This window comes from Rugosimonospora africana, assembly GCF_016862975.1.
In the GTDB taxonomy this organism is placed as follows: Bacteria; Actinomycetota; Actinomycetes; order Mycobacteriales; family Micromonosporaceae; genus Rugosimonospora; species Rugosimonospora africana.
Genome location: NZ_BONZ01000064.1, coordinates 22,772 through 48,276, shown reverse-complemented (window position 1 = coordinate 48,276; position 25,505 = coordinate 22,772). Strand labels below are relative to the sequence as shown.

Annotated in this window: 19 protein-coding genes; 9 read left to right on the top strand and 10 right to left on the bottom strand. The window is 72.4% G+C overall.

The window, feature by feature from the left end:
• The first annotated feature begins 6 nt into the window (after positions 1 to 6).
• Positions 7 to 957, top strand: a complete 951-nt coding sequence (locus Raf01_RS31645; protein ID WP_203921732.1) for a serine/threonine-protein kinase — start codon at positions 7 to 9, stop codon at positions 955 to 957.
• Between the two features lie 20 nt (positions 958 to 977).
• Here the strand turns inward: Raf01_RS31645 and Raf01_RS31640 are convergent, their stop codons facing one another.
• The 7 genes from Raf01_RS31640 to Raf01_RS31610 all read right to left on the bottom strand — a co-directional run bounded on the left by Raf01_RS31640 (position 978) and on the right by Raf01_RS31610 (position 9,732).
• A complete protein-coding gene (locus Raf01_RS31640; protein ID WP_203921731.1) occupies positions 978 to 2,135 on the bottom strand; it encodes an acyl-CoA dehydrogenase family protein in 1,158 nt (385 codons plus the stop codon).
• A 24-nt stretch (positions 2,136 to 2,159) separates the two neighbouring features.
• The gene (locus tag Raf01_RS31635; RefSeq protein ID WP_203921730.1) at positions 2,160 to 4,211 is read right to left on the bottom strand and encodes an ATP-binding protein; all 2,052 of its coding nucleotides are present in this window, start codon (positions 4,209 to 4,211) and stop codon (positions 2,160 to 2,162) included.
• A gap of 11 nt (positions 4,212 to 4,222) precedes the next feature.
• Positions 4,223 to 5,821: an acyl-CoA carboxylase subunit beta gene (locus Raf01_RS31630; protein ID WP_203921729.1), complete on the bottom strand. Its 1,599-nt coding sequence runs from the start codon at positions 5,819 to 5,821 to the stop codon at positions 4,223 to 4,225.
• A 7-nt stretch (positions 5,822 to 5,828) separates the two neighbouring features.
• Positions 5,829 to 7,490 carry an acyclic terpene utilization AtuA family protein gene (locus Raf01_RS31625; RefSeq protein WP_203921728.1) on the bottom strand — a complete coding sequence of 554 codons (1,662 nt, stop codon included), beginning with the start codon at positions 7,488 to 7,490 and terminating at the stop codon, positions 5,829 to 5,831.
• Complete coding sequence (locus Raf01_RS31620) at positions 7,487 to 8,308, bottom strand: TIGR03084 family metal-binding protein (protein ID WP_203921727.1); 822 nt, start codon at positions 8,306 to 8,308, stop codon at positions 7,487 to 7,489. The genes Raf01_RS31625 and Raf01_RS31620 overlap by 4 nt, the downstream gene beginning before the upstream one ends.
• A 40-nt stretch (positions 8,309 to 8,348) precedes the next feature.
• Positions 8,349 to 8,945, bottom strand: a complete 597-nt coding sequence (locus Raf01_RS31615) for a TetR/AcrR family transcriptional regulator (protein ID WP_203921726.1) — start codon at positions 8,943 to 8,945, stop codon at positions 8,349 to 8,351.
• A gap of 109 nt (positions 8,946 to 9,054) precedes the next feature.
• Positions 9,055 to 9,732 (bottom strand): Crp/Fnr family transcriptional regulator, encoded by a 678-nt coding sequence (locus Raf01_RS31610; RefSeq protein ID WP_203921725.1) that lies wholly within the window; start codon positions 9,730 to 9,732, stop codon positions 9,055 to 9,057.
• A gap of 107 nt (positions 9,733 to 9,839) precedes the next feature.
• On the opposite strand from Raf01_RS31610, the gene Raf01_RS31605 reads away from it, so the two are divergent.
• From Raf01_RS31605 to Raf01_RS31585, 5 genes are all read left to right on the top strand, one after another.
• A complete protein-coding gene (locus tag Raf01_RS31605; protein WP_203921724.1) occupies positions 9,840 to 10,574 on the top strand; it encodes an adenosylcobinamide amidohydrolase in 735 nt (244 codons plus the stop codon).
• Positions 10,575 to 10,924: 350 nt separating this feature from the next.
• Positions 10,925 to 12,025, top strand: a complete 1,101-nt coding sequence (locus Raf01_RS31600; RefSeq protein ID WP_373319632.1) for a CapA family protein — start codon at positions 10,925 to 10,927, stop codon at positions 12,023 to 12,025.
• 19 nt (positions 12,026 to 12,044) lie between these two features.
• Positions 12,045 to 12,869, top strand: coding sequence for an endonuclease III (gene nth / locus Raf01_RS31595; RefSeq protein ID WP_203921722.1), 825 nt, complete (start codon positions 12,045 to 12,047; stop codon positions 12,867 to 12,869).
• 195 nt (positions 12,870 to 13,064) lie between these two features.
• Entirely contained in the window at positions 13,065 to 13,721 is a 657-nt protein-coding gene (locus tag Raf01_RS31590) for an NUDIX hydrolase (protein ID WP_203921721.1), read from the top strand.
• Positions 13,722 to 13,725: 4 nt separating this feature from the next.
• Positions 13,726 to 14,916, top strand: a complete 1,191-nt coding sequence (locus Raf01_RS31585; RefSeq protein WP_239134086.1) for a MarP family serine protease — start codon at positions 13,726 to 13,728, stop codon at positions 14,914 to 14,916.
• 31 nt (positions 14,917 to 14,947) lie between these two features.
• On the opposite strand, the gene eccCa is transcribed toward Raf01_RS31585, so the two are convergent.
• Entirely contained in the window at positions 14,948 to 18,859 is a 3,912-nt protein-coding gene (eccCa, locus tag Raf01_RS31580; protein ID WP_203921720.1) for a type VII secretion protein EccCa, read from the bottom strand.
• A 174-nt stretch (positions 18,860 to 19,033) separates the two neighbouring features.
• Here eccCa and eccD point away from each other — a divergent pair, with 174 nt between their 5' ends.
• Positions 19,034 to 20,404 carry a type VII secretion integral membrane protein EccD gene (eccD, locus tag Raf01_RS31575; RefSeq protein ID WP_239134085.1) on the top strand — a complete coding sequence of 457 codons (1,371 nt, stop codon included), beginning with the start codon at positions 19,034 to 19,036 and terminating at the stop codon, positions 20,402 to 20,404.
• Positions 20,405 to 20,410: 6 nt separating this feature from the next.
• On the opposite strand, the gene Raf01_RS31570 is transcribed toward eccD, so the two are convergent.
• Together Raf01_RS31570 and Raf01_RS50635 are read right to left on the bottom strand one after the other, a co-directional pair.
• Entirely contained in the window at positions 20,411 to 20,953 is a 543-nt protein-coding gene (locus tag Raf01_RS31570; RefSeq protein ID WP_203921718.1) for an inorganic diphosphatase, read from the bottom strand.
• 1,070 nt (positions 20,954 to 22,023) lie between these two features.
• Positions 22,024 to 22,509 (bottom strand): hypothetical protein, encoded by a 486-nt coding sequence (locus Raf01_RS50635; protein WP_203921717.1) that lies wholly within the window; start codon positions 22,507 to 22,509, stop codon positions 22,024 to 22,026.
• Between the two features lie 109 nt (positions 22,510 to 22,618).
• On the opposite strand from Raf01_RS50635, the gene dacB reads away from it, so the two are divergent.
• Together dacB and Raf01_RS31555 are read left to right on the top strand one after the other, a co-directional pair.
• Positions 22,619 to 24,373: a D-alanyl-D-alanine carboxypeptidase/D-alanyl-D-alanine endopeptidase gene (dacB, locus tag Raf01_RS31560; protein WP_239134084.1), complete on the top strand. Its 1,755-nt coding sequence runs from the start codon at positions 22,619 to 22,621 to the stop codon at positions 24,371 to 24,373.
• Positions 24,374 to 24,444: 71 nt separating this feature from the next.
• The gene (locus Raf01_RS31555) at positions 24,445 to 25,488 is read left to right on the top strand and encodes an Rv3626c family coenzyme F420 biosynthesis-associated protein (RefSeq protein ID WP_203921716.1); all 1,044 of its coding nucleotides are present in this window, start codon (positions 24,445 to 24,447) and stop codon (positions 25,486 to 25,488) included.
• Positions 25,489 to 25,505 lie beyond the last annotated feature (17 nt).

The following is a 25,505-nucleotide window of genomic DNA, read 5'->3' as shown; positions in this document are numbered from 1 at the left end:
GTACCTGTGGATGATCCCGCCTCGCCGGCCGCTCCGACCGTTCCCGGGCTCACGGGGTTGGCGGTGCTCGCGCGGGGTGGCTACTCGACCGTGTACCGGGCCGTGCAGGTGTCGGTCGGCCGGGACGTCGCCGTCAAGATTGAGAACCGGGCACTGGCCACCGAGCACGACCGCAGCCGGTTCCTGCGCGAGGCCCGGGCGGCCGGGCGCATGTCCAGCCACCTGTTCGTGGTCGACCTGTTCGATGCCGGCGTCACCGAGGACGGGCACCCGTACCTGGTGATGGAGCTGTGCGCCGGGTCGTACGCGGACCTGCTCCGGGAGCGGCCGCTGACCGCCCAGGAGGCGCGCGATGTCGGCGTGAAGATCGCCGACGCGCTGGCCGACGCGCACAAGGTCGGCGTGCTGCACCGCGACGTCAAGCCGGCCAACATCCTCATCACCGAGTTCGGCGAGCCGACGCTGGCGGACTTCGGGCTCGCCGTGCTGACCGAGGCGCGCGACGTGTCGACGACGCTGGACGTGCTCACCCCGGCGTACGCGCCACGCGAGATGTTCCGGCAGCCCTGCGACCCGTCGCCGGCCGCGGACATCTATTCGCTGTGCGCCACGCTGTACACGCTGCTGTCCGGCCGGCCGCCGCGCTGGTCGCAGGAGCGCGACCCGAGCCTGCTGACCCTGATGGAGCTGTTCGAGCGACCGGTTCCGAACCTGCCCGGCGTCCCGGTCGAGCTGATCGACGTGCTGCGCGGCGGGCTGGCGAACGATCCGAGGGCCCGACCCAGCGCCGCGGAGTTGTGTGACCAGCTAGCCGCGCTGTCGCTGTACCCGCCCGGGGCCGTGGGCACTGAGCCGACGGTCAGCCGGCAGCCCACAGCACGCGGGCCGGTCGGGGCCCCGGCACTGCCGCCGGACCCGACCGTACCGCTGGCGAGGCAACGCCCCTCGGTCCACTGAGGACGGCTGGTCTCGCTTTCCTAATAGGACTTGTCCTGCCCGAGTACGTGCTGGGCGACGAAGTTGAGAATCATCTCCCGCGACACCGGTGCGATGCGCCCCGCGCGGACCGCGCCGAGCAGCGTCGCCACCCCGTACTCCGTGGTCATCCCGTTCCCGCCGTGCACCTGGATCGCGGTGTCCACGGCGAGCGCGGCCGCCTCGGCACTGGCGTACTTGGCCATGTTCGCCGCCACTCCGGCCTCCAGATCGGATCCGGCGTCGTAGAGCGAGGCTGCCTTGGCAATCATCAGCCGGGCCAGCTCGACCTGGATCTGCGCGTGCGCCAGCGGGTGCGCGACTCCCTGGTGGGTACCGATCGGCTTACCCCAGACCGCGCGCTTGGCGGCGTAGTCGGCCGCCCGGGACAGCGCGTACCGGGCGGTGCCGGCACTCATCGCGGCGACCGTGATGCGTTCCGGATTCAGCCCGGAGAACAGCGCGGGCAGTCCGGCGTCCTCGTCACCGATCAAAGCGCCGGCCGGCACCCGGACGTCGTCGAGGTACAACAGCCACTGGTTCTCCGGCGACACGATCTCCATGTCCAGCTTGGACTTCGTCAGGCCGGGCGCGTCGGTCGGCACCAGGAACAGTGCCGGCTTGAGCCTCCCGGTCGCCGCGTCCGTGGTCCGCGCGACCACCAGGATCCGGTCGGCCTGGTCCACTCCGGAGATGAAGCACTTCCGGCCGCTCAGCAGCCAGTCGTCGCCGTCTCGCCGGGCCACCGTGGCCAGCCGGTGCGCGTTGGAGCCGGCTTCCGGTTCGGTGATCGCGAAGGCCACGGTGAGCGAACCGTCGGCGAAGCCGGGCAGCAACTCCGTCCGCTGTTCGGCGCTGCCGTGCCGGGCGATGACCGTGGCCGCGATGGCCGGCGAGACGACCAGCAGGAGCAGCGGGCAGCCGGCCGCGGCCAGTTCCTCGCAGACGATGGCCAGCTCGGTGATGCCGCCGCCACCGCCGCCGTACTCGGCCGGGACGTTGACCCCGAGATAGCCGAGCTTGCCGGCCTCGGCCCACAGCTCGGTCGTGTGCTGGCCGGCCTTGGCTTTCTCGACGAAGTAGCCGTGGCCGTACTTGCGGCCGAGTGCCGAGACCGCGTCGCGGAGTTGCCGCTGTTCTGGTGTGTACGTGAAGTCCATCGACGGACCTTCCGCTAGAGCCGCCTATTCGGGGGTGATGACGGCGAGCACGGTGCCGGTGTCCACCTGGCTGCCGGCCTGGACCAGCAGCTCGGTGACCACGCCGGGACCGGGCGCGCAGACCTGGTGTTCCAGCTTCATCGCTTCGAGGGTGAGCAGCAGGGCGCCGGCGTCGACTTTCTGGCCGGGCTCGACGAGTACCTTCCCGACGGCTCCGGGCAGCGGCGCGACGAGCGAGCCCTCGGCCAGGGCGGGCTCCGGCAGCGGGTACCGGGGCAACTCGACGAGCGTGACGCAACCGTCCACACCGTCCACGTAGGACACATCGCCGACCCGGTGCACCGCGAACTCGGTACGCACGCCGCCGGCCTCCAGGACGACCGAGTCGGGTGTGGCCCGCACCAGGGTCACCGGGTCGCCGGCCGCCTCGGCGAAGCTCCCCGCGTCCGGAGCGACCTCTCCGGCTGACGGCGGCGACAGCGCGTCCGGGATACCCGCGCGACCGCGCGCGACCGGGAGCACCGACCATGCCGCGAGCGCGCCGGTACGGTCCAGCCGGTAGCTCACCTGGACCGGGCCGGCCGGCCCGTCGTACCCGACCACCTGCGGCGCGGACGGTACGTTGCGCCACCCCGACGGTACGGCGACGGAGCGGGCCGAGGCGCGGCCGGCCGCCGAAGCCAGCGCGGCCGCGAGACACGGCAGGCGCAGATGATCCACAGTGGACACCAGCGGAGTCAGGGTCTCCGGATGCCGGTCGAGGAACCCGGTGTCCGTACCTCCCTCGCCGAACTCCGCCTCGCGCAGCACCCGGACCAGCAGGTCCCGGTTCGTCACGACACCGTGCACCCGGGCCGACGCGAGCGCGGCGGCGAGCAGCCGGGCGGCCTCCGCCCGGGACGGCGCCCAGGCGATGAGCTTCGCCAGCATCGGGTCGTAGTGCACCGGTATCACCGAGCCACCGGCCACCCCGGAGTCCAGCCGCAGCCCGGCCCGGTCCGCCGGCCGGAACGACTCCACCACGCCGGGTATCTCGAAGCGGTGCAGAGTCCCGGTGGACGGCCGCCAGTCGTGCGCGGGATCCTCCGCGTAGAGCCGGGCTTCGATCGCGTGGCCGCGTACCGGCGGCGGTTCGGTGAACGGCAGCGGTGCGCCCTCGGCGACCAGGAGCTGCAACCGCACCAGGTCGATGCCCAGCACGCCCTCGGTGACCGGGTGCTCCACCTGCAGCCGGGTGTTCATCTCGAGGAAGTAGAACTCTCCCGAGGGGTCGAGCAGGAATTCCACGGTACCGGCGCCGACGTACCCGACCGCCTGGGCGGCGCCGGTGGCCGCCTCGTACAGCGCCCGGCGCAGTTCCGGCGTGACGGCCGGCGACGGGGCCTCCTCGATGATCTTCTGGTGCCGCCGCTGGATGGAGCATTCGCGCTCGCCGAGCGCGACGGTGTTGCCCTGCGAGTCGGCGAAGACCTGGACCTCGATGTGCCGGCCGCGCTCCACGTACCGCTCGCAGAAGACCGTACCGTCGCCGAAAGCGGCAGCCGCCTCGCGCCGTGCCGCGTCCACGGCGGCGGCCAGTTCGCCCGGGTCGCGGACGATCCGCATGCCCCGCCCTCCGCCACCCGAGGACGCCTTCACCAGCACCGGAAACGAGGTGACGTGTGCCGGGTCCACAGTGGACGGCAGCATCGGCACCCCGGCGTCCGCGAGCAGTCGCTTGGCCTCCAGCTTCGACCCCATCGCGGCGATCGCCTTCGCCGGCGGCCCGACCCAGGTCAGTCCCGCGTCGAGTACCGTCTCGGCGAAGCCCGCATTCTCCGACAGGAACCCGTAGCCGGGGTGCACCGCGTCGGCGCCGGCCCGTAGCGCGGCCTCGACGAGCAGGTCGGCCCGCAGGTACGTGGCCGCGGCGGCGTCGCCGGGCAGGCGTACCGCGCGGTCTGCCTCCTGTGTGTGCGATGCGCCGGCATCGGGATCGGAGTACACGGCGACGGTCTCGATACCCATGGCCCGGCAGGTGGCGAACACCCGGCGGGCGATCTCGCCCCGGTTGGCCACCAGCAGTCGACGGATCAACACAGCCTCCACTACATCCGGAACACGCCGAAGCCGGCGGCGCCCCTGACCGGTCCACTGTGGACGGCGGAGAGCGCGAGGCCGAGCACGGTACGGGTATCACGCGGGTCGATGACGCCGTCGTCGTAGAGCTTGCCGGACAGGAACAGCGCCACCGACTCCCGGTCGATCTGCTGCTCCACCCCGAGGCGGATCACGGTCGCCGCGTCCTCGTCGAACTCCTGCCCGCGTGCCGCCGCGGCCTGCCGAGCCACGATCTCCAGAGTGCCGGCAAGCTGAGCGGCGCCCATCACGGCCGAGCGCGCGTGGGGCCAGCTGAACAGGAACCGGGGATCGAAGGCGCGCCCGCACATCCCGTAGTTGCCGGCGCCGTAGCTGGCACCGACGTTGACGGTCAGGTGTGGCACCCCCGAATTGGCCACCGCGTTGATCATCAGGGCGCCATGCTTGATGATGCCGCCCTGCTCGTAACTTTCCCCGACCATGTACCCGGTGGTGTTCTGCAGGAACAACAGCGGGGTGTCGCTCGTGTTGGCCAGCTGGATGAACTGCGCGGCCTTCTGCGACTCCTCGGAGAACAGCACGCCACGCGCGTTGGCCAGCACCCCGATCGGGTACCCGCACAGTTCTCCCCAGCCGGTCACCAGGGCGGTGCCGTACAGGGGTTTGAACTCGTCGAACTCGGAACCGTCCAGGATCCGGGCCAGAATCTCCCGGGGGTCGTACGGGATGCGCTGGTCCGCGCTGGCGACACCGAGCAGGTCTTCTTGGTCGTACCGGGGCGGTGCCGCCACCGGCCGCGGCTGGTTGCCCCGGCGCCGCCAATTGAGCCGCCGCACCACGAGCCGGGCCAACCGGATCGCGTCCCGCTCGTCTTCCGCCAGGAAGTCCGCGAGCCCCGAACGGGTCGCGTGCATCTGCGCACCGCCCAGCGACTCGTCGTCGGTACGTTCACCGGTGGCCATCTGTACCAGCGGCGGCCCGGCCAGGAACACCTTCGCCTGCTCGCGCACCAGGATCGTGTAGTCGGACATGCCGGGGATGTATGCGCCACCGGCCGTCGCGTTGCCGAACACCACCGCGATCGTCGGCCGGCGGTCCGCGCTCGCCTGAGTCAGGTCGCGGAACACGGCGCCGCCCGGGATGAAGATCTCCGACTGGGACGGCAGGTCTGCCCCGCCGGACTCGACCAGGTTGATCAGGGGCAGCCGGTTCTCGGCCGCGATCCGGCCCAGCCGCTGGGATTTCTTCAGCGCGTACGGGTTGACGGCGCCGCCGCGTACCGTCGGATCGGTCGCGACGATCATGCAATCGACGCCCTCGACGGTGCCGATCCCACCGACCGTGCTCGCACCGACCGGATAGTCCGAGCCCCATGCGGCCACCGGGCACAGTTCGAGAAACGGGGCGTCCCGGTCGAGCAACAGCTCGATGCGCTCCCGGGGCAGCAGCTTGCCGCGGGAACGGTGCCGGCGCACGTACCGTTCCCCGCCCCCGTCCCGGGCGGCGGCCAGCGCACTGTCCAGCTCGGCCAGCCGTTTCAGCATGGCGTTTCGATTGTCCAGATAGGACGCCGACGCGGGATCGACGGCACTGCTCAGAACCGGCATGCGAACCTCACCGATGGCTCTCTGGGATGTCGACGAGCTTGGCGCGCAGCCACTCACCGAGCGCCTTGGCCTGAGGATCGAACCGGGTCGAGCCGGCCACACCGGGTCCGAGGAGGCCGCGGATGACGAGGTTGACCGCCCGCAGGTTGGGCAGCTCGTACCGATCGATGGGAAGCGACGCGGTCTCCGGCAGCAGTTCCCGCACCCGGTCGGCGGTCAGGAACCAGCGCAGCCACTCGTACCGGCGGTCATTGCGTGCCCACACACCGAGGTTGGCGTCGCCTCCCTTGTCGCCGGAGCGCGCCCCGAACATGGTGCCGAACGGGACCCGCAGAGTGTTTCCACCACGCGGTTCCTCCGGTGCGCCGTGGTCCGAGGGCCTCGCCGGCACCGGCGCGGTGACCGGGGGCGGGGCGATCGCCACCCGGGTCCCGTCCGGCAGAACGGCGGTGTGCGGTACCGCGTCCTGCGGTACGAAGTCGGCGGTGAACGTGCCGTACGGGGTGGCGTCGCCGGGCAGCGTCGTGAGGGTGCAGCCCGGGTACGAGCCGAGTGCCAGCTCCACCGCCGCCTGCGAGAAGGCCCGCCCGGCCCGCTTCGGGTCGGCGTCACGCAGGTGTACGTGCAGCAGCGCGCTGGCCGTCTCGGTGGTCTCCGGATCGGCATGGTCGGTACGGGCGAGGTCGAACTCCAACCCGTCCCAGCCCACCGCATCGGTCAGCTGGTCCCGCACCAGCGCCGCCTTCGCCTCGATGTCCAGTCCGGTGAGCACGAACGTCATCGAGTTGCGGAACCCGCCCAGGCTGGTCACCCCGACCTTGAGCGTCTCCGGTGGCGGCGTGCCGCGTACCCCGCTGACTCCGATGCGGTCCGGCCCGATCTCGGTGAGCTGGATCGTGTCGAAGCGGGACACCACGTCGGGTCCGAGATAGTCCGGCGCGTCGATCTCGTACAGCAGCTGAGCGGTCACCGTCTCGGCGGTGACCGCGCCCCCGGTACCCGGATGCTTGGTGATGACGCAGGAACCGTCCGGCTCGATCTCGGCGATCGGGAAGCCCGGGCGCCGCATGTCGGCCAGCTCGGTGAAGAACGCGAAGTTGCCGCCGGTGGCCTGGGTGCCGCACTCCAGGATGTGTCCGGCGACGGTCGCGCCGGCCAGCCGGTCGAAGTCGGTGCGTTCCCAGCCGTACCGGGCGATGGCCGGACCGACTACCAGCGAGGCGTCGGTCACCCGGCCGGTCACCACGATGTCCGCGCCGCCGCGCAGGCACTCGGCGATACCGAAGGCACCCAGGTACGCGTTCGCGGCCAGGGCGTCCGGCCGCTCGATCGCGTCCCCGGTCACGTATCCGATGGCGGCGGGCCGGCCGGCGGAATCGGCCAGCTCGGTCAGCGCGTCGGCGAGCCCGGCGGGATTCAGGCCGCCCGCGTTCACCACGATCTTCACCCCCCGGTCGAGCGCCTCGCCGAGACAGGAGCGCAGCTGGCGCAGGAACGTGCGGGCGTACCCGAGGGACGGGTCCCGGGCCCGATCCCGGCCGAGGATCAGCATGGTCAGCTCGGCCAGGTAGTCGCCGGTCAGCACGTCCAGGTCGCCGCCGGTCAGCATCTCCTGGAACGCGTCGAACCGGTCGCCGTAGAAGCCGGACGCGTTGCCGATCCGGATCATGGGCGGGTCACCGCCTCAGCGTCTTCTAGGTTGTGGGCCGGTTTCGGGCGCCGGCCCGCCCCCGGTGGACCGGCGAATGCCTGCGCCACATCCAGCCACTCGTCGGCGGTCTGCCCGGTCGCGTCCAGAGCCAGGTCGTCGCGGTGCCGGCGCTGCGTGACGAGGAGGCAGAAGTCGAGCGCGGGTCCGGTCACCCGGTCGGCCGCGTCCGGCGGCCCGAACGCCCAGACGCCGCCGTCCGCGGCCTGCAACTCGACGTACACCGGAGAGGTCGGCACCGGGCGGCCGTGGGTGAGGAACCCGTACGGCAGCGTCCGCCAGCCCAGCCAAGCGACGTGCCGCAGGCGCCTGGCCGGCAACCGGGCCTCGTGCAGCGCCAGCGAGACGTCCTCGCCGTGCGCCCAGGTCTCCATCAGGCGCGCGGTGGCCATCGACGCCGGAGTCATGTCCACGCTGAACCAGGGCAGCCGGTCCCGCGGCGGAGCGGCGGCGAGCGCGGCGGCCAGTTCGGCCCGGCTGTCCCGCCACCGGCGCAGCAACTCGGCCGGCTCGGCGAGACCGTCCTCGGCGGCCCGGTCCATGTACCCGGTCGGATCGGTCAGCGCCTCCGCGACCAGCTCGGCGAAACGCCCGGGATCGGTCACCGACCGGAGGGCGGCCCGGTCGGTCCAGGTCAGATGCGAGATCTGGTGGGCGATCGTCCAACCTTCCGCGGGAGTCTGCCGTTGCCAGTCGCCGTCGGGCAGGCCGGCCACGATCCTGTCCAGGTCCTCGGACTCGTCGCGCAGGTCGACGAGGATTTCGGCAAGATCAACCACGGGTACTCCTCTGGGTCGGAGTGGGGGACGGCATGGGCGTTCAGGGCCTCGGATCGAGTACGGCGGCGAGCTGGCGGGTCCATCCGGCGATGATGGTCTGGCGGCGGGCGGAGTCGTCGCTGAGCAGGTTGGCGACGCCCAGGCCACGCAGCAGGTCGAGGGTGGCCTGCACTGCCTCGCGCACCGGTGGCCTGCTGTCGTCCGCGCCGAGCAGGTCCACGGTCAGCCGGTACAGGTCCCGGCCGACCCGGGCCTCGAGCGGTTCGAGCGCCTGGCGCAGCTCCGGCTCCGTGCGCCCGGCGACCCACACCTCCAACGCGGCGACGTACAGCGGGCCGGTGAACGCGCTGGCCAGCAGGTCGATGACCTGATCGATGCGGCCGGGCGGCAGCCGGAGGGCCTCGGCGCGGATCTCTTCGGCCCGGCGCTGGGCGAGGTGCTCGACGGCGGCCAGAACCAGGGCGGCCTTGGTCGGGTAGTGGTGCAGCTGTGCGCCCCGCGACACGCCGGCCTTCTGGGCGATGAGCGTCGTCGTGGTACCCGACCAGCCGTGCTCGACCAGGCAGTCGACCGTCGCTTCAAGCAGCCGCAACTGGGTCGCCCGGCTGCGTTCCCGCTGTGGGGTCCGGGTCAGCATGCCGTCAGGGTGCCCGGGCACAAACAAACAGTCAAGCCTGCATGTTTTTGGCCCGCCAGGTGCACTCCGGTCTGTGTCAAGGGAAAGCGATCGCCTCAGTGGCGCGCGATCAAACGCGGGCCCGCCGGGCCAGTCGCTCGGGGTCGAGGATGATCACGCTCTTGCCGTCGAGCCGCAGCCAGCCGCGCGAGGCGAAGTCGGCCAGCGCCTTGTTGACCGTCTCCCGGGACGCGCCGACGAGCTGGGCCAACTCCTCCTGAGTGAGGTCGTGGGTGACCCGGAGGACTCCGCCGTCCCTGGTGCCGAACCGGCCGGCCATCTGGAGCAGGTTCTTCGCGACCCGGCCGGGCACGTCGGTGAAGATCAGATCGGCCAGCGAGTCGTTGGTCCGGCGCAGCCGGCGGGCCAGCACCCGCAGCAACTGCTCGGCGATCTCCGGCCGGTTGGTGAGCCACGGGCGCAGCGCCTGCTTGCGCAGCCGGGCGACTCGGGCATCGGTGACGGCAGTGGCAGTAGCGGTACGCGGGCCGGGGTCGAACAGGGACAATTCGCCCATCATGTCCGACGGTCCCATGATGGCGACCAGGTTCTGCCGGCCGTCCGCGGCGCGCCGGCCCAGCTTGATCTTTCCGGACAGCACGATGTACAGACTGTCGCCGGGCTCGCCCTCGTTGAAGATCACCTCACCCTTGCGGGCCTCGATGGTGTCCATCTCCTTGGCGAGTGATTCCGCGGCTTCGGGGTCCACGCCCTGGAAAATCCCGCTCCGAGCCAGTACCTCGTCCATCCCGCACACCTCCGCTCGCGCGTGACCGCGCCAGGCCAGTCTAGGCACACGCCACGCCGAACAGGGCGTCCACCCCGGGAAGATCGGCAGCGGTGGCTGGCGGGACGATGTCTGGCGTGCAACCCATCCTGGCCAGCCGGGTCGAGGCCGGGGCCGAGGTCCCGGTACTGGTGTGGCGCTTTGACCGGCCGTTACTCGCGATCTCGTCGGGACCCCTCGGCGGCGGGATCGGGATCCGGAACTGGGCACTGAACGCGACGGTGCCGATGTGGTACGACCGTGACGACCCGGACGTACACCTCACGGAGCTGGCCGCCGGTCTCGGCCTGGGCGACGGACCCGGCATCGGCCTGCTGACCGGACTCGACGTGGCCAGGAGGGTCAGCGGCTCGGACGGTGGGGTGTCGGTGACCGCCACCGTCGGTCTGGGCCTGCCCTGCTGGGCGGCGGCCGGGGACCACGGTCCCGCCTCGGGCGACAACCCGGGCACGGCCGGCCGGCGGGTTCCCCGGCAGCCGGTGGGCACGATCAACATCGTGGCGCGGGTACCGGTGCGGCTGTCCGCCGCGGCGCTGGTGAACGCCGTGACCACGGTCACCGAGGGCAAGGCTCAGGCCATCTGGCAGACGGGCATCGAGGCAACGGGTACCTGCACCGACGCGGTCTGCGTGGTCTGCCCGGCCGAGGGGCCGGTCGAGCAGTACTGCGGCCCCCGCTCGGCCTGGGGCTCCCGGCTGGCCCGCGCGGCGCACGCGGCGATCCTCGACGGAGCCCGCGCCTGGCAGGCGGATCCCTCGGCGTGGTCGGGGAGCGCACATTCCCCTGGACGTTCGGCGGATTAGGGCCTGTCCTGCCGATCTTGTCGAGCCGAGGCGAGGTCCAGGCGTCGATCCGGCAAGGCCGCAGGACTCCTGGATACCGGTGTTGTATCCAGGAGTCCGAGAACGCAGCCGGGCGGCGGCTGGGCTCGCCGCAGGCCGGCGAATGATCGGCAGGACAGGACCTAGCTCGGGCATCCCGCTCCGGTATCGTCCGGTCGAACGCGAATCCCTTTACCGCCGCGGAGAACATAGACATGCCACCCCACCGCGAGCCGGCGCCACGCGACCGGCCCCACTCGGCGACCCGCCAGAACGGCCGGACGGCACCGCTCACAGCCGCGATCGCCGTGCTGGTCCTCGGGGCCGCGGCGATGGGCGTCGCCCTGGTACGCAGCGGCTCCGGCGGTGCCACCGCGCAGTGGTTCGCGACTGGCGCGTCGGCCGGTGCGTCGATGCCGCCGGTGGCTCCGGTGGGCGATGGAGCCAGCGTCGCCCCGGCAGCCGATCAGCAGGAGATCACGATGTCGGCGGTCGGTGACACGATCATGAGCGCCGCACCGAACTTCCTGCCGCCCAACAACGGCAAGGGCTTCTTCGACAGTGTCGCCTCCGCGCTGCATTCCGATCTGCAGATGGCGAATCTGGAGCAGCCGCTGACCAACGACACCGGGGTCAGCAAGTGCTCCGCGGCCTCCCTGGGCAAGACCTGCTTCCAGTTCCGGTCGCCGCCGAGCTACGCGAACATCCTCAAGCAGGCCGGGTTCTCGCTGGTGACCATCGCGAACAACCACGCGCTGGACTTCGGGGCGAAGGGCCACGAGCAGACCGAGGAGGCGCTGACCGACGCGGGCGTCAAGTACACCGGGCCGCCCGGCATGATCACGACGGTCGACGTCAAGGGCATCAAGGTCGCCGTACTGGGTTTCGCTCCATACTCGTGGGCGAATGACGTCACGAACATCTCCAAGGCCGAGGACCTGGTACGCCAGGCCAAGCAGCAGGCCGACCTGGTGGTGATCCAGGTGCACATGGGTGGCGAAGGCGCCGATCACACGCACGTCAAGCCGGGCACCGAGCTGTACCTCGGGGAAAACCGGGGCGACCCGATCGGGTTCAGCCACGCGATGATCGACGCCGGGGCCGACATCGTGATCGGGCACAGCCCCCACGTCCTGCGGGCGATGGAGTTCTACAAGGGACACCTGATCGCGTACAGCATGGGCAACTTCGCCGGGTATCACGCGCTGAACTCCGGCGGGGTGCTCGGTGTCAGCGGGGTCCTGCGGGTCACCCTCCGCAAGGACGGCACGTTCGTCAGCGGCTCGCTGGTACCCACCCGCATGGTCTCGCCGGGCCTGCCCCGGATGGACCCGAAGAAGCAGGCGATCACGCTGGTCAACGGACTGTCCAAGTCGGACTTCCCGCGGACCGGCGCGCACATAGCCGCCAACGGCGCGATCACCCCGTCCTGAGCGGGCAGGAAGCCCGTGATTGTCGGTCGGCCGACGTAGGCTTCCCAGCGTGACCGCGCCAGAGACCGACCTAGCCCGTAAGCGACGAGCCCGCCGGATGGCCAGGCTGCTGGCCGAGACTCACCCCGACGCGCACTGTGAGCTCGACCACGGCAATGCGTTGGAGTTGGCCGTGGCCACGATCCTCTCCGCCCAGTCCACCGACAAGGGCGTCAACCAGGTGACCCCGAAGCTGTTCGCGCGGTATCCGACGGCGGCCGACTACGCGGCGGCCGACCGCACCGAGATGGAGGAGATCGTCCGGCCGACCGGGTTCTACCGCAACAAGGCGGATGCCCTGATGAAGCTGGGCCAGGCGCTGGTCGAGCGCTATGGCGGGGAGATCCCGGGCCGGATGACCGACCTGGTGACGCTGCCCGGCATCGGTCGCAAGACGGCCAACGTGATCCTCGGCAACGCGTTCGACGTGCCCGGTCTGACCGTCGACACCCACTTCCAGCGGCTGGTCCACCGGTGGAAGTGGACCGAGGAGACCGATCCCGTCAAGATCGAGACGGCGGTCGGCAAGCTCCTCGAACGCCGCGACTGGACCATGGCGTCACACCGGATCATCTTCCACGGCCGCCGGGTGTGCCACGCCCGCAAGCCGGCCTGCGGCGCCTGCACCCTGGCCCACCTGTGCCCGTCCTACGGCACCGGGCCGACCGATCCGGTCGAGGCGGCGAAGCTGCTCAAGGGGCCCCGCGCCGCGGAGCTCGCCGCGCTGGCCGAGGTGCCGGCGCCGGCGGCGAACACGGCCGAGGCCAGGCACAAGGCGGCGGTCGGCAAGGACGACACGCCGTGAGGCGGGAGCGGCGGTGAAGGTGGGGGACTGCTGCTCGGCTCCGCCAACCGGCACTTCCGGCACTTCCCCGACGGTCTGTGACCGGTGGCTCGGCGCGTGGTCCCACCCGGGCACCGGCCGGCCCGACGCGAGCGATCGGTGGTCCGGCGGTGGTCGTCGCCTCCGGGTGGTCGCCCGTGGAGGTGGTCGGGCCGGATGAGCGACTCGTTGCCGGCGTGGTGGCAGCCGCTGCTGCGCCGCGTGAACGACGCTGACGAGGAGGCGTTCCGGCCCATGCCGGTGCCGGCCACCGGCGGGCGTCCGAGCGCCGTGCTCGTGCTGTTCGGCGAGGACGCCCCACACGGCCCGGACGTGCTGCTCATGGAGCGGGCGGCCGACATGCGCCATCACGCCGGGCAGCCGGCCTTCCCCGGCGGTGCGGCCGACCCCGGCGACTCCGATCCGACCGCGACCGCACTGCGCGAGGCGAGGGAAGAGGTCGGGCTCGACCCGGAGACGGTGGAGGTGCTCGCCACGCTGCCGCCGCTCTGGATACCGGTGAGCCGGTTCGTGGTCACACCGGTGCTGGCCTGGTGGCGCGAGCCCCATCCGGTACACGCCCGGCAGGCCGCCGAGGTGGCCCGGGTGGACCGGGTACCGGTCGCCGAACTGGTCGAGCCCGCCAACCGGCTGCGGGTACGGCACTCCACCGGCCGGGTCGGCCCCGCGTTCCGGGTCCGGGGCATGCTCGTCTGGGGATTCACCGCCGGTGTGCTCTCCACCTTGCTGGAGTTGGGCGGCTGGTCGCGGCCCTGGCTGGGGCGCGCCGAGACGGTGGAGTTACCCGTCACTGGTGATCGGCCCGTACCCTAGGTCCGTGCAGGGCAGCCTGGTCGACCTCATCCTGGTCATTCTGGTGATCGTCTTCGCCGTGAACGGCTACCGCCAGGGGTTCTTCGTCGGCCTGCTGTCCTTTGTCGGCTTCTTCGGGGGAGCGGCGCTGGGCCTCCAGCTTGGCCCGTGGTTCGCCAGCTTCGTGCAGGCCGACCTCGCTCGGGTGTTCATCTCCCTGCTGACCATCTTCGGCATCGCCATCGCCGGCCAGGGGCTCGCCGGCTGGATAGGCAGCCGGCTGCGCGCGTCGATCCACAACCGTACCGGCCAGACCCTCGACGACCTGGGCGGCTCCGTGGTGTCGGTGATCGCGGTGCTGCTGGTGGCCTGGCTGGTCGCCGCGCCGCTGGGATCCTCGGCGCTGCCGGGGCTGGCCCGGTCGGTACGCAACAGCGCGATCCTGCACGGGATCAACGAGGTCATGCCGGACAGTGCCCAGACGCTCTCGGAGGGTTTGCGCAGCACGGTCGACACCAATGACTTCCCGGACGTCTTCGGCGAACTGGACCCGACCCGAGTCCGGGAGGTCCCGGCACCGGACTCGGGGCTGGACAACTCGACCGTGGTGACCCGCTCCGAGGACTCGGTGATCAAGGTGCTCGGGGCCGCGCCGTCGTGCTCCCGGCGTATCGAGGGTTCCGGGTTCGTATACGCGCCACAGCACATAATGACGAATGCGCATGTGGTGGCGGGTACCCGGTCGGTGTCCGTTGATCAGAACGGCGACCTGCACGCCGCCCGGGTGGTCGAGTATGACCCGGAGCGCGATCTCGCCGTGCTCTACGTGCCGGGCCTGTCCGCTCCGGTGATGAACTTCGCCCCGACACCCGCCCAGACCGGGGCGGACGCGATCGTGCTCGGGTACCCGCTGGACGGCCCGTACGACGCCCAGGCCGCACGCATCCGGGATGACGGCCCGATCCGGGGCCCGAACATCTACAACTCCGCGACCGTCACTCGCGACATTTACACCATCCGTGGCCTGGTACGCAGCGGAAACTCCGGCGGCCCGCTCGTCGAACCGAACGGTGCGGTGCTCGGGGTGGTCTTCGCGGCGGCGGCCGACGATCAGCAGACCGGGTTCGCGCTGAGCGCAGCCGAGGTCGCTCCGGTCGCCTCGGCCGGTCGCACGGCCACCCAGGAGACCGACACCGGCGCCTGCACCGACGGATGAGCGGTCCACCCCTGAAGAACCGTGTGACTCGTCAGGCCGGGGGCAGGTACGCGAGCTGAATCAGCCGGACCCCCTCCCGCCGGGTGACCAGCCACCCGCGTCCCGGCGGCAGCGGCCCCGGCCGTACCGTGCCGAGCAGCGCGCCCTCGTCCCGGTCGCCGGACAGCACCAGGCCCGGCGTCGACAGCTCCCGCAGTCGCTGGATCACCGGCTCGTACATCGACCGGCCCGCGCCGCCGGTCCGCCGGGTCAGCACCAGGTGCAGGCCGATGTCCCGGGCCTGGGCGAGGTATTCCAGCAGCGGGTGCAGCGGATTGCTCGGGCCGGCCGCGACCAGGTCGTAGTCGTCGACGAGCAGGTAGCAGTCTGGGCCGCTCCACCACGAACGGTCGCGCAACTGTTGCGGGGTCAGGTCGGGGCCGGGCAGCCTGCCCTTCATGTACCCGGCGACCGCCTCGACCAGTTCGGCAGTCTGGGCGGCACCCGTGGCGTAGCCGATGAGGTGATCGGATTCGACCGCGCCGAGCAGGCTGCGCCGGTAGTCGACGATGACCACCCGAGCGGCTTCCGGCGGGTACCGGCGAGTGATGGAGGTGGCCAGCGCGCGCAGGAACGATGACTTCCCGCTCTCCGAGTCGCCGAACAGCAGGAAGTGTGGCTCGGCGGCGAAATCCAGGGCCACCGGCAGCAGGTCGGACTCCGCGATGCCGATGGCTGTCTCGCCCGGCAGGTCGACCTCGTCGTACCCGATCAGGGTCGGCAGCAGCCGCACGCGTGGCGCCTTCGGCCCGGACCAGCCGGCGGCCACCGCGGCGATCAGAGCATCCGGCGGCGGGGCGGCGGCCAGGAAGTGGAAGGCGTCCGTGGTCAGCCCCCGGCCGGGGCTGTTCTCCGGCACGTTGCCGGCGGCCTTGCGCGAGATCAGCGAGTCGGCCGGATCGCCCAGCCGCAGTTCCAGCCGGGAACCGAAGAGGTCCCGGATGGCCGGTCGGAGATCCATCCACCGGGTCGCGGTGACGAGCACGTGGATGCCGTACGCCAGGCCGCGGGTGGCCAGGTCGGTGATGGTGGGTTCGAGGTCGTCGTACTCACTCCGGATCGTCGCCCAGCCGTCGACGACCAGGAAGACGTCGGCCCGCCCATCGCGGCTCGTGAGGCCCTCGCGCTCGCGCGTAGTGAGCAGGCCGGTCACCTCGCCCACGGTGCGCCGCACGGCATCGGTTTCCAGGCGCCCGGCGACGCCGCCCACCTGTGGCAGATCCCGGGTGCCGGCGAGCGAACCGCCGCCGAAATCGAGGCAGTAGACCTGAACCTGTCGCGGCGTGTGACTCAGCGCGAGTCCACAGAGGACGGTCAACAGCAGGGTGGACTTGCCGCTGCGCGGCCCACCGACGATCGCGAGGTGCCCGCCCGAGCCGTCGAGCGAGAGCCAGAGCAGTTCGCGGAGCTGGTCGAACGGCTTGTCCACCAACGCGACCGGAACCTGCAGGGCACCGCGCAGCTGCGGGTTGGCGGTGGTCAGGCCGAGCGACGGCTCGGTGACCAGCGGCCCGATCAGCTCCTCCAGCGGGGCCGGCCGATCCAGCGGCGGCAGCCACACCTGATGCGCCGCCGGCCCGCCGCCGGCCAGCCGGTCGACCAGGATGTCGAGCAGGCTCGGGGCCGCTGGCTCCGGGGCGGCCGGCGCCGGATCGGGCGACGGGACCGGCGCGGACACCAGATGTGAGGTGTAGTCGAGGATCCCGGCGGCGGCCGGCGCGGGGCCCGGGCGCAGGTACGGTCCGGAGACGTACGCCGCCCGGAACCGTTGCAGCGGCTCGGTCGCGTAGCGCAGGAAGCCGTGCCCCGGACTGCGGGGCAGTTCGTAGGCGTCCGGTACGCCGAGCACCGAGCGGGACTCCATCGCGGAGAACGTGCGCAGTCCGATCCGGTACGACAAATGAGTCTCCAGCCCGCGCAGCCTGCCCTCCTCCAGTCGCTGGCTGGCCAGCAGCAGGTGCACGCCCAGCGACCGGCCCAACCGTCCGATCTGGACGAACGTCTCGATGAAGTCCGGCTTGGCGAACAGCAGCTCGGAGAACTCGTCGCAGACCACGAGCAGCACCGGCAGGGGTGCCAGCCCGGTGCCGGCGCGGGCCCGCTCGTAGTCGCGCAGGCTCGCGAAGTTGCCGGCCCGCTTGAGCAGTTCCTGGCGGCGTTGCAGCTCGCCGTTGAGGGCGTCGGTCATCCGATCGACCAGTGGCAGCTGATCGCGCAGGTTGGTGATGACGGCGGCGGTGTGTGGCAACCGGTCCAGCGAGGCGAACGTGGCGCCACCCTTGAAGTCGATGAGGACGAAGTTGAGCGACTCCGAGTCGTGCGTGGCCGCCAACCCGAGCACCAGCGTCCGCAGCAGCTCCGACTTGCCCGAGCCGGTCGCGCCGATCAGCAGCCCGTGCGGACCCATGCCGTCCTGAGCCGACTCCTTGAGGTCCAACTCCACCGGGTGCCCGGCCTCGCCGACCCCGATCGGGACCCGCAGCCGGTCACGACCGGGCCGGGGAGCCCAGCCGGTGGCGGCGGTGAAGTCGTCGGGATCGCCGACGCCGAGCAGTTCCGCCAGGCCGAGGTCGGACTGGCCGGTGCCGTCCCCGGCGCGGGCCGGCGGTGCGAGACGCAGCGGGGCGAGCTGCCGGGCGAACGCCTCGGCGGCCGGCAGCTCCAGCGAATCGGCGAGACCGACCTCGCCGCGTTCGTCGAGCGTGTCGCTGTGCAGCGTGCCGTCTGCCCGCACGGTCAGGCTGATCGTCGCCCGGTCCAGCAGCCGGGGCGGCGTGCGGTCCAGGTCGATGAGGGTCACCCCGGCGACCCCGCCCTCGGTCGTCAGGTGCTCGCAGCGGGTCAGGTCGCCGCCGTCCGCCACGACCACGACCTGCGGCCCACTCGGGTGGTTGCCCGGGCCGAAGCGCGGCCGGTTGGCGATCACGTCGCCGAGCAGTCTCTCCAGCTCCGGCCCCGAGCCGGCGATCAGCCGCACCGGCCCGAGCCGGTCGGTGCGGGTCGGGTGCAGCGCGTGCGGCAACCACTTCAGGTATTCCCACTGGGGCCGGCGATCGTGGCTGGCACACACCGCGATCAGCAGGTCGGCGGGCGCGTGGAACGCGGCGAGCTGGGCCAGCAGTGCGCGGATCAGCCCGCGCACCCGCTCCTCCGGCGCGACCCGCTCGCCGGCCCCGGACCGCCCCGCGCGGGAGTCGGGCCCGAGGCCGCCGCTGTCGCCGGTGTCCCCGGATGGGTCGTCCCCACCCCGCAGGTAGAGCCGCGCGAAGCCGGACACCGCCACGGCGACCGGCAGCTCCGGCACCACCGCGTGGGCGTCCAGGAAGCGGCGCAGCGCCCCGGCCGTCATCGGCTCCAGTTCGTCGAGCGGACCGGTCTCCGGTGCGACGAGGGGAGTGGCCAACGTCTGCGGGCCGGTGCCCACCCGCGCGACACCGAAGTCTCCGTCGCCGGGCCGCCGCTCCCACAACCGATAACTGTCCACAACGGACCACAGCGTCGCTGGTCCGGGATGCCGGTAGTGCAGCGCGTCGCGCTGACGCGTCGCGGTCTCCCGCACCCGCCGGCGCAGCCCGGCCAGGTGGCGCAGATATTCGCGGCGGGCGGCCATCATCTCGGCCTTCTTCGGTGCTCCGCCGAGCGAACCGAAACCGGTGGCCAGCATGCCCAGCGACGAAACGCCGAACACCGCACCGACCACATAGGAATACGCGCCGCCCTGGCGGCCGGCGAACATCATCGCGGTCGCGACCGTGCCGGTGAGCATCGGCAGCACCGCCAGCAACTGCCCCCAGCGCGACCCGCTCAGGCGCCGAACCTCCGGCGGTGCCTGGATCGCCAGCTTCCCGGTGGGCAGCGCGGGTGCCGGCCGGCGTGGCCCGCGCGTCACCACGACCGTGGCCACAGGCAACCTCCCCAGTCGACGCCCGTCCACCCGCCCACCCCGGCAACCGGGGTCAGCGACGCCTCATGGTAGGCGGGCGACCCACCCAGCGTTAACCCCTCGGCCACGGCCTGTGGATAACTCTGCGACCAGGGGTGCCCCGCGCACCGCGCGTGATTGTGGTACGCAATGCCGGTGACGACCGCGACCGGACTCGCGAAGCTGACCGTCAACACACCGCAGCGCCGCATCGACGTCGCGCTGCCCGAACAGGCGCCGCTCGGCGAACTGCTTCCGGATCTGTTGCGCCACGCCGGCATCGGGCTGGCCGACGAGGGCCAGGCACACGGCGGCTGGGCGCTGCGCCGGGCCGACGGGACGGCGCTGGCCGTGGGGGCCGGCCTCGCTGCTCAGGGGGTACGCGACGGTGACGTGCTCTACCTCGGCCCGGGGCAGGCTCCGTGGCCCGAACTGGAGTACGACGACGTGGTCGACGCGATCGCGGCCGGTGCCCGCGGGCACGGACAGGTCTGGGATGGCGCCGCGACCCGGACCACCGGCCTGACCGCCGCCGCGCTGGTGCTGCTCCTCGGTGCCGGTGCCCTGCTGGGCGCCCCGGGTCACGGTGCGCTGCCCGGGCTGGTCGGGCTCGGAGCCGCGCTCCTGCTCACGCTGGGTGGCATCGTGGCGTCCCGGGCGTACGCCGACTCGGCCGCCGGCTCGGTGCTGGCGGCGCTCGCCCTGCCGTACGCGTTCGCCGGCGGCCTGCTCGTCCTCGCCCCCGGCGTGCCCGCCGACCGGGGCACGCTCACGGTCGCCTTCGGCCCGGACTTCGCCCCGCGGCTGCTGGTCGCCTCGGTCGCCGTGGTGGTGGTCGCCGCCGTGGCCGCGGTCGGGATCGGTGACCGGCTGCGGATCTTCGTGGCCGGCCTGGCCGCCGGCTGTCTCGGCGTGCTCGGGGCCGGGCTCGGATACCGGCTGAGCGCCGGCCTGGCCGCCGCCGTCGTGCTCGCCGTGCTGGTGATCGGCGCCGCGGCGGTACCGCTGCTGGCGATGCGGCTGGGCAACCTACCGGTACCGGTGCTGGCGCCGGATCAGCCCGAACGGCTGGACCGGGCGCGGGTGCACGCCGCCGCGGTACGCGCCGACGAGATTCTGGCCGGCCTGCTGTCCGGGCTGGCGGTCGCGGCCACCGTGGCGGCCGTGTCGCTCGCCGGTTCCGCCGGCGACGCCGGTCGCCTGCTGGTCGCGGTGGCGGCGGCGGGATTCCTGGTACGGGCCCGGCTGTTTCCGGCGGTACGGCACCGGTTGCCGTTGCTCCTGGCCGGCGCGGGTACGGCCGGGGCGCTGCTGACCCGGGTACCCGCGACGCTGCCGGTGGTGGCCGGGGCGCTCGCCGTGGCGGTGGTGTGCCTGGCGGCCGGACTCCGGTACCGGACCCGGCCGCCGGGACCGTACCTCGGCCGGGCGGCGGACCTGCTCGACGCGCTGTGCGTGATCTCGGTGATCCCGATCGCCTGTGCGGTGCTCGGCCTCTACGGCGCGGTACGCGGGCTGGCCGGCTGAGCCGGGTCAGTCGTCGAGCGGTCGCGCGGTCGGCGCCACACCCGGGTCGACGTAGGTGCCGTCAGCGACCGCCACCCGGTGCCGCTCCCGCGAGTTCACGATCTCCGCCTCGGCATCCGAGCGGCCCACCCAGCACGCGCCCTCGACGCTCTTGCCCGGCTCAAGATCCTTGTAGACCTCGAAGAAGTGCTGGATCTCCAGGCGGTCGAACTCCGCGACGTGGTGAATGTCACGCAGGTGCTCCAGGCGGGGGTCGTAGGCCGGGACGCACAGCACCTTGTCGTCGCCGCCCTTCTCGTCGGTCATCCGGAACATGCCGATCGCGCGGCACCGGATCAGGCAGCCCGGGAACGTAGGCTCCTGCACGAGGACGAGTGCGTCGAGCGGGTCGCCGTCCTCGCCGAGGGTTCCTTCGATGAAGCCGTAGTCGGCCGGGTACTGGGTCGAGGTGAACAGGGTGCGGTCGAGCCGGATCCGTCCGGTGGCATGGTCAACCTCGTACTTGTTGCGCTGCCCCTTGGGGATCTCAACCGTTACGTCGAAATCCATCTCACCGCTCCTATGCTCAGGTTCGCCACGCCGCGACCGACTCGACTAGTGTCGCCTAGCCCCGCGTACCAGCGTGGCAGGGGGCGTGCCGAGAGTGGCGGATATCGCCTCCGACTGGTGGGATCGGGTGGCCGAGTGGTGGCCCGACGGGGTAAACGTCCCGTCGCAGGCGGCGGATCCGTTAGCGTGGAGCCTCTCCGTTTTGTGCTCGCCGGTTCGCCATTTCGTTCCCGCCGGTTGCGCCCGCCAGCCCGCTGGCCGTCACCGAGGCAGCGCGGTGCCGTGACGGTCGATTGAGCGCCAGTCGGTCACGGTGGTCGGTGATGAGGAATGTCCTCGATTCGTCTCCGCTGGGGCTAGGCTCCCAGGGCAACGGGGCGGGGCCGCGGACGCGATCCGGGCAGCCGGGGATCTGCATGAGGAGGCGGCTTGGGCGGGCAGGATTCGCACCCCGGTGCCGACCCGGATGCCGAGTCGCGGCAGCCCCAGCCGGCGGGCGAGCAGGCAACCGGCGAATCGGCCGGCGAGTCGACCGGCCGGGAGACGGCACAGCGACCGGACGGTTCCCGGCTGCGACCGGTGGCACCGGCGACCGGGAGCGGGCGGGCGAGCGTACCCGCGGCACCCCACCGGTACGAGCGGCAGCCGCCCAAGCCCTCGACTCCGGCCCCGGCACCGGCGGAGCCGTCTCCGTCCACACCGCCTGCGCCGCCCACTTCGTCGCCATCCACGGCTCCCGGGCGCGCACGGGTACCGGCTCCGGTCTCCTCCCCGAGGCCGTCTCCGGCGCCGACCCCCAAGCCACCGGTGTCCGCGACGCCACCCGTGCCGGCCTCACCGGCCCAGCCCCCGGTTTCGGCGCAGCCGCCGATCTCGGTCCAGTCCCCGGCCCCGGCCCCGGCCCAGCTGCCGGCCCCGCCGCCGGCCCCGGCCCGACCGCCGGTTTCGGCTCAGCCGCCGACTCTGGCCCAGCCGCCGACTTCGGTCCAGCCGTCGGCCCCGGCCCGGCCGGCACCGCCGGTCAAATCGGCTGGCCCGTCCGCGAAACCGCCTGTGGCGCCGCCCGTCGATCAGCCCCGGTCGGCCGAGCCGGCGGGCACGCTCACGCCCATCGACAAGCTGCCGCCGGCATCCGCGCGGGCCAGAGTCGTTGCGGTAACCCCGGGTGACCCGCCGCCGCCCCCGGCGTCCGCCAGCCGTCCGGCCGAGTCGTCCCCGTCCCAGTCGTCCCCGATCGCGTCGACCAAGGAGTCGAGCCGCCCGATCCCGTCGATCACGAGACCGGCCCCGGCCCCGCCGGCCTCGCAGTCGACCGTGCTTCCTCCGGCCGCACCACCCGCCGGACGCGCGGCAACTCCACCGTCGGCCGCCGTGCCGCCGACCGTGCCACCCGCCGCGCCTCCGGGCAGGTCCGACCTACCCCGCCGGCCCGGGGCCTTCGGCCGGAGCGCGCAGTCCGGCCAGGCCACACAGTCCGGCCAGGCCGCGGGATCCAGCCAGGCCAAAGGGCCGGGCCCAGCGGTGCGGCCCAGCCAGGACACACCCTGGGCGGCCACGCCCGAGCCACCACCGTTCACCCGGCCGCGGTTCGATCAGCAGGCCCCGCCCGACCGGACCGCACCGCTCCCGCCACCGGACACCTGGGCGCAAACTCACGCAGCACCGATGGCTCCGCCGCCCACCCGGTCGGTTCCCCGTAGCGAGGGGCCGGCGACACCCGAGCTGCGCGGATCCAGGCTCGCGGAGTCACCCACCGAGGCGCTGAACCCGGTGAGGGGCCCGGGCACCGCCCGCTCTACCCAACCGATGGCTCCGCGTTGGCCGGGCTCGGAGACCGAGCCGCGAGAGCCGCTCTCGGCCGCGCGGAGCCAGCCGCCGGGCCCGGCAGCGCCGACCGGATCGGTCGCGGCCGGCCCGGCCAGGGCTGGCGGCCCCGTCCAGCCTCCGGAGCCTGGCCTCGACCAACCGGTACCGCCGGCCAACCGGCGCCGGCTCTGGATCGGCCTGGCGGCGGCACTCCTCGTACTTGTCGTGGTCGCCACCGGGCTGATCACGACGCACCCGGGCGGGTTCCTGGGAGCCCGATCGGCGCCCACGGCCGACCAGCCCTCCGCCACGCCCCCCGCGGCACCCTCTCCGGTACTCGCGACCGAGGGTGCCGACGGCCCGGTTCCCACCGCGGGCGCGGTGTCGGCGGCCCTGCGCGGCCCGCTGGCCGACAGCCGCCTGGGTAGTCACGTGGCGGTACGGGTCGCCGACGCCTCGACCGGAGCGCAGCTGTTCGCGCAGCACGCCACCGACCCCACCACGCCCGCCTCGACCATGAAGCTCGCCACCACCGTGGCGCTGCTGGCCCTTCGTGGGCCCGAGTACCAGCTGCCGACGCGCGTCGTCGTGGGCACCGAGCCCGGAACGGTGGTGATCATCGGGGGCGGAGATCCGACCCTGGCCAGCGGGCCGAACGGCACCTACCCCGGTGCGGCCCGGCTGGACGACCTGGCGGCTCAGGTCAAGCGTGCTCTCGGCGACGCGAGGCCGACCAAGGTCATCTATGACTCGTCCCTCTTCTCCGGTTCCAACTTCGGCCCCGGGTGGGAAGCGAGCGACGTCGACGACGGCGGCCAGTCCGCCCGGATCACCGCCTTGATGACCGACGGCGGCCGGATCGACCCGTCGGAGGTCGGGACGTCGCCGCGGTACCCGAAGCCGGACCTGGCCGCCGCGCAGCAGTTCGCGAAGCTGCTCGGCGTGCCGAACAGCGCGGTCGTCGCGGGTACCGCCCCGCCGGACACCGGTGCCGGACCGAGCCAGGGGACGGCGGACGCGGCCGCGGCGGACGCCTCGCCGGCCCCCGCTACGCAGCTCGGCGTCGTCAAGTCGCCGCCGCTGGTGAGTCTCCTCGAACAGATGCTGTCCAACAGCGACAACACGATCGCCGAGATGATGGCGCGGCAGGTCGCGTTGGTGCTCGACAAGCCGGTCAGCTTCGCGGGCGGAGCCGCGGCAGTCATGCAGGAGTTGGGTGCCCTCGGGCTGCCGATGGGCGGTGTCCACATCGTCGACGGCAGCGGCCTGTCCCACCAGAACCAGCTCACCCCGGCGCTGCTGACCGGGATCCTCGCCCTGGCCGCCCGGCCCGACCAGCCGCGGCTGCACAGCCTGTTCACCGGGTTGCCGGTGGCCGGCTACTCGGGGACCCTGCTGGAGCGGTTCGCCACACCGTCGATCAACCCGGCGGACGGCGACGTCCGGGCCAAGACCGGCACGCTGACCGGGGTGAGTGCGCTGGCCGGGTACGTCACGGACGCGCAGGGACACCTGCTCGTCTTCGCGGCCATGGCGGATCATGTGGTCGCGGGTACCTTCGCCGCCGAGGAGGCGCTGGACCAGATCGGAATCGCCCTGGCAAGGGTGTCCTGACCAGCGCGTACGCCTGGTTCGCGATCTGTTCGGGCCGGTACGACCTGGCTCGGCCCGGGTACGGTGGGGTCATGGCTCAGTTCGTCGATTGGGATCTGGCCGCCGCCACCGCTGGCGCCCTCGGCAAGGCCGGGCCCACCGTGTCCTATTCCGAAGCCGCCGAAGTCGTCGCCGACCTGCGCCGGGTCACCGACGAAGCCGCCAACCACGTGCTCGAATTCACCGGCATGCGTCCGGCGGTCGCGCACGCCCCGGTCCGGGTCGTCGACCGCAAGGACTGGGCATCGGTCAACATCGCCGGGCTCCGCCAGGTGATCAACCCGTTGGTCGCCAAGTTGTCCGGCGACCGCGAGCCGGGCTCCTTCACCAGTGTGGTCGGCTCCCGGGTGACCGGAGTGCAGGCCGGGACCGTGCTGGCGTACCTGTCCGGAAAGGTCCTCGGGCAGTATGAGGTCTTCGCCTCCGATCCGGGCACGCTCCTGCTGGTCGCCCCGAACATCGTCGAGACCGAGCGCCGTCTCGAGGCGCAGCCGCACGACTTCCGGCTCTGGGTCTGCCTGCACGAGGTGACCCACCGCACCCAGTTCACCGCCGTTCCCTGGCTGCGCGGGCACTTTCTGGGTGAGGTGCGGTCGTTCGTCGACGCCTCGCAGTCCGGTGGCGAGCAGATCATCGACCGGCTGCGTCACGGCGTGGCCGCGCTGGCCGACGCCGTACGCAACCCGGACAGTCGGGCCTCGGTCCTGGATCTGGTGCAGACACCGGCCCAGGCGGCCGTGCTGGACCGGCTGACCGCGGTGATGACGCTGCTGGAGGGGCACGCCGAGTTCGTGATGGACGGCGTGGGCCCGGAGGTGGTGCCGACCGTCGAGGACATCCGGGCGCGGTTCAACCAGCGCCGCGAGGGCGGCAACCCGATCGAGCGGGCGATGCGCCGGCTGCTCGGCATCGACGTGAAGCTGCGGCAGTACGCCGAGGGACGCAAGTTCGTGCACGCCGTGGTGGAGCGAGTCGGCATGGACGGCTTCAACCGGGTGTGGGACTCGCCGCTCACGCTGCCGTACCTGAGCGAGTTGAGCGACCCGGACGCCTGGGTCGCCCGGGTGCACGGCTGAGCTTCGTTGGTCCGGCG

Bases quoted from the DNA above. Each gene is read 5' to 3' on its own strand.
- dacB (WP_239134084.1), top strand. From the start codon at position 22,619: ATGGCTCCGCCGCCCACCCGGTCGGTTCCCCGTAGCGAGGGGCCGGCG.
- Raf01_RS31605 (WP_203921724.1), top strand. From the start codon at position 9,840: ATGTCTGGCGTGCAACCCATCCTGGCCAGCCGGGTCGAGGCCGGGGCC.
- Raf01_RS31615 (WP_203921726.1), bottom strand. From the start codon at position 8,945: ATGCTGACCCGGACCCCACAGCGGGAACGCAGCCGGGCGACCCAGTTG.
- Raf01_RS31630 (WP_203921729.1), bottom strand. From the start codon at position 5,821: ATGCCGGTTCTGAGCAGTGCCGTCGATCCCGCGTCGGCGTCCTATCTG.
- Raf01_RS31600 (WP_373319632.1), top strand. From the start codon at position 10,925: ATGGGCGTCGCCCTGGTACGCAGCGGCTCCGGCGGTGCCACCGCGCAG.
- Raf01_RS31625 (WP_203921728.1), bottom strand. From the start codon at position 7,490: ATGATCCGGATCGGCAACGCGTCCGGCTTCTACGGCGACCGGTTCGAC.
- Raf01_RS31570 (WP_203921718.1), bottom strand. From the start codon at position 20,953: ATGGATTTCGACGTAACGGTTGAGATCCCCAAGGGGCAGCGCAACAAG.
- Raf01_RS31555 (WP_203921716.1), top strand. From the start codon at position 24,445: ATGGCTCAGTTCGTCGATTGGGATCTGGCCGCCGCCACCGCTGGCGCC.
- Raf01_RS31610 (WP_203921725.1), bottom strand. From the start codon at position 9,732: ATGGACGAGGTACTGGCTCGGAGCGGGATTTTCCAGGGCGTGGACCCC.
- Raf01_RS31590 (WP_203921721.1), top strand. From the start codon at position 13,065: ATGAGCGACTCGTTGCCGGCGTGGTGGCAGCCGCTGCTGCGCCGCGTG.
- Raf01_RS31640 (WP_203921731.1), bottom strand. From the start codon at position 2,135: ATGGACTTCACGTACACACCAGAACAGCGGCAACTCCGCGACGCGGTC.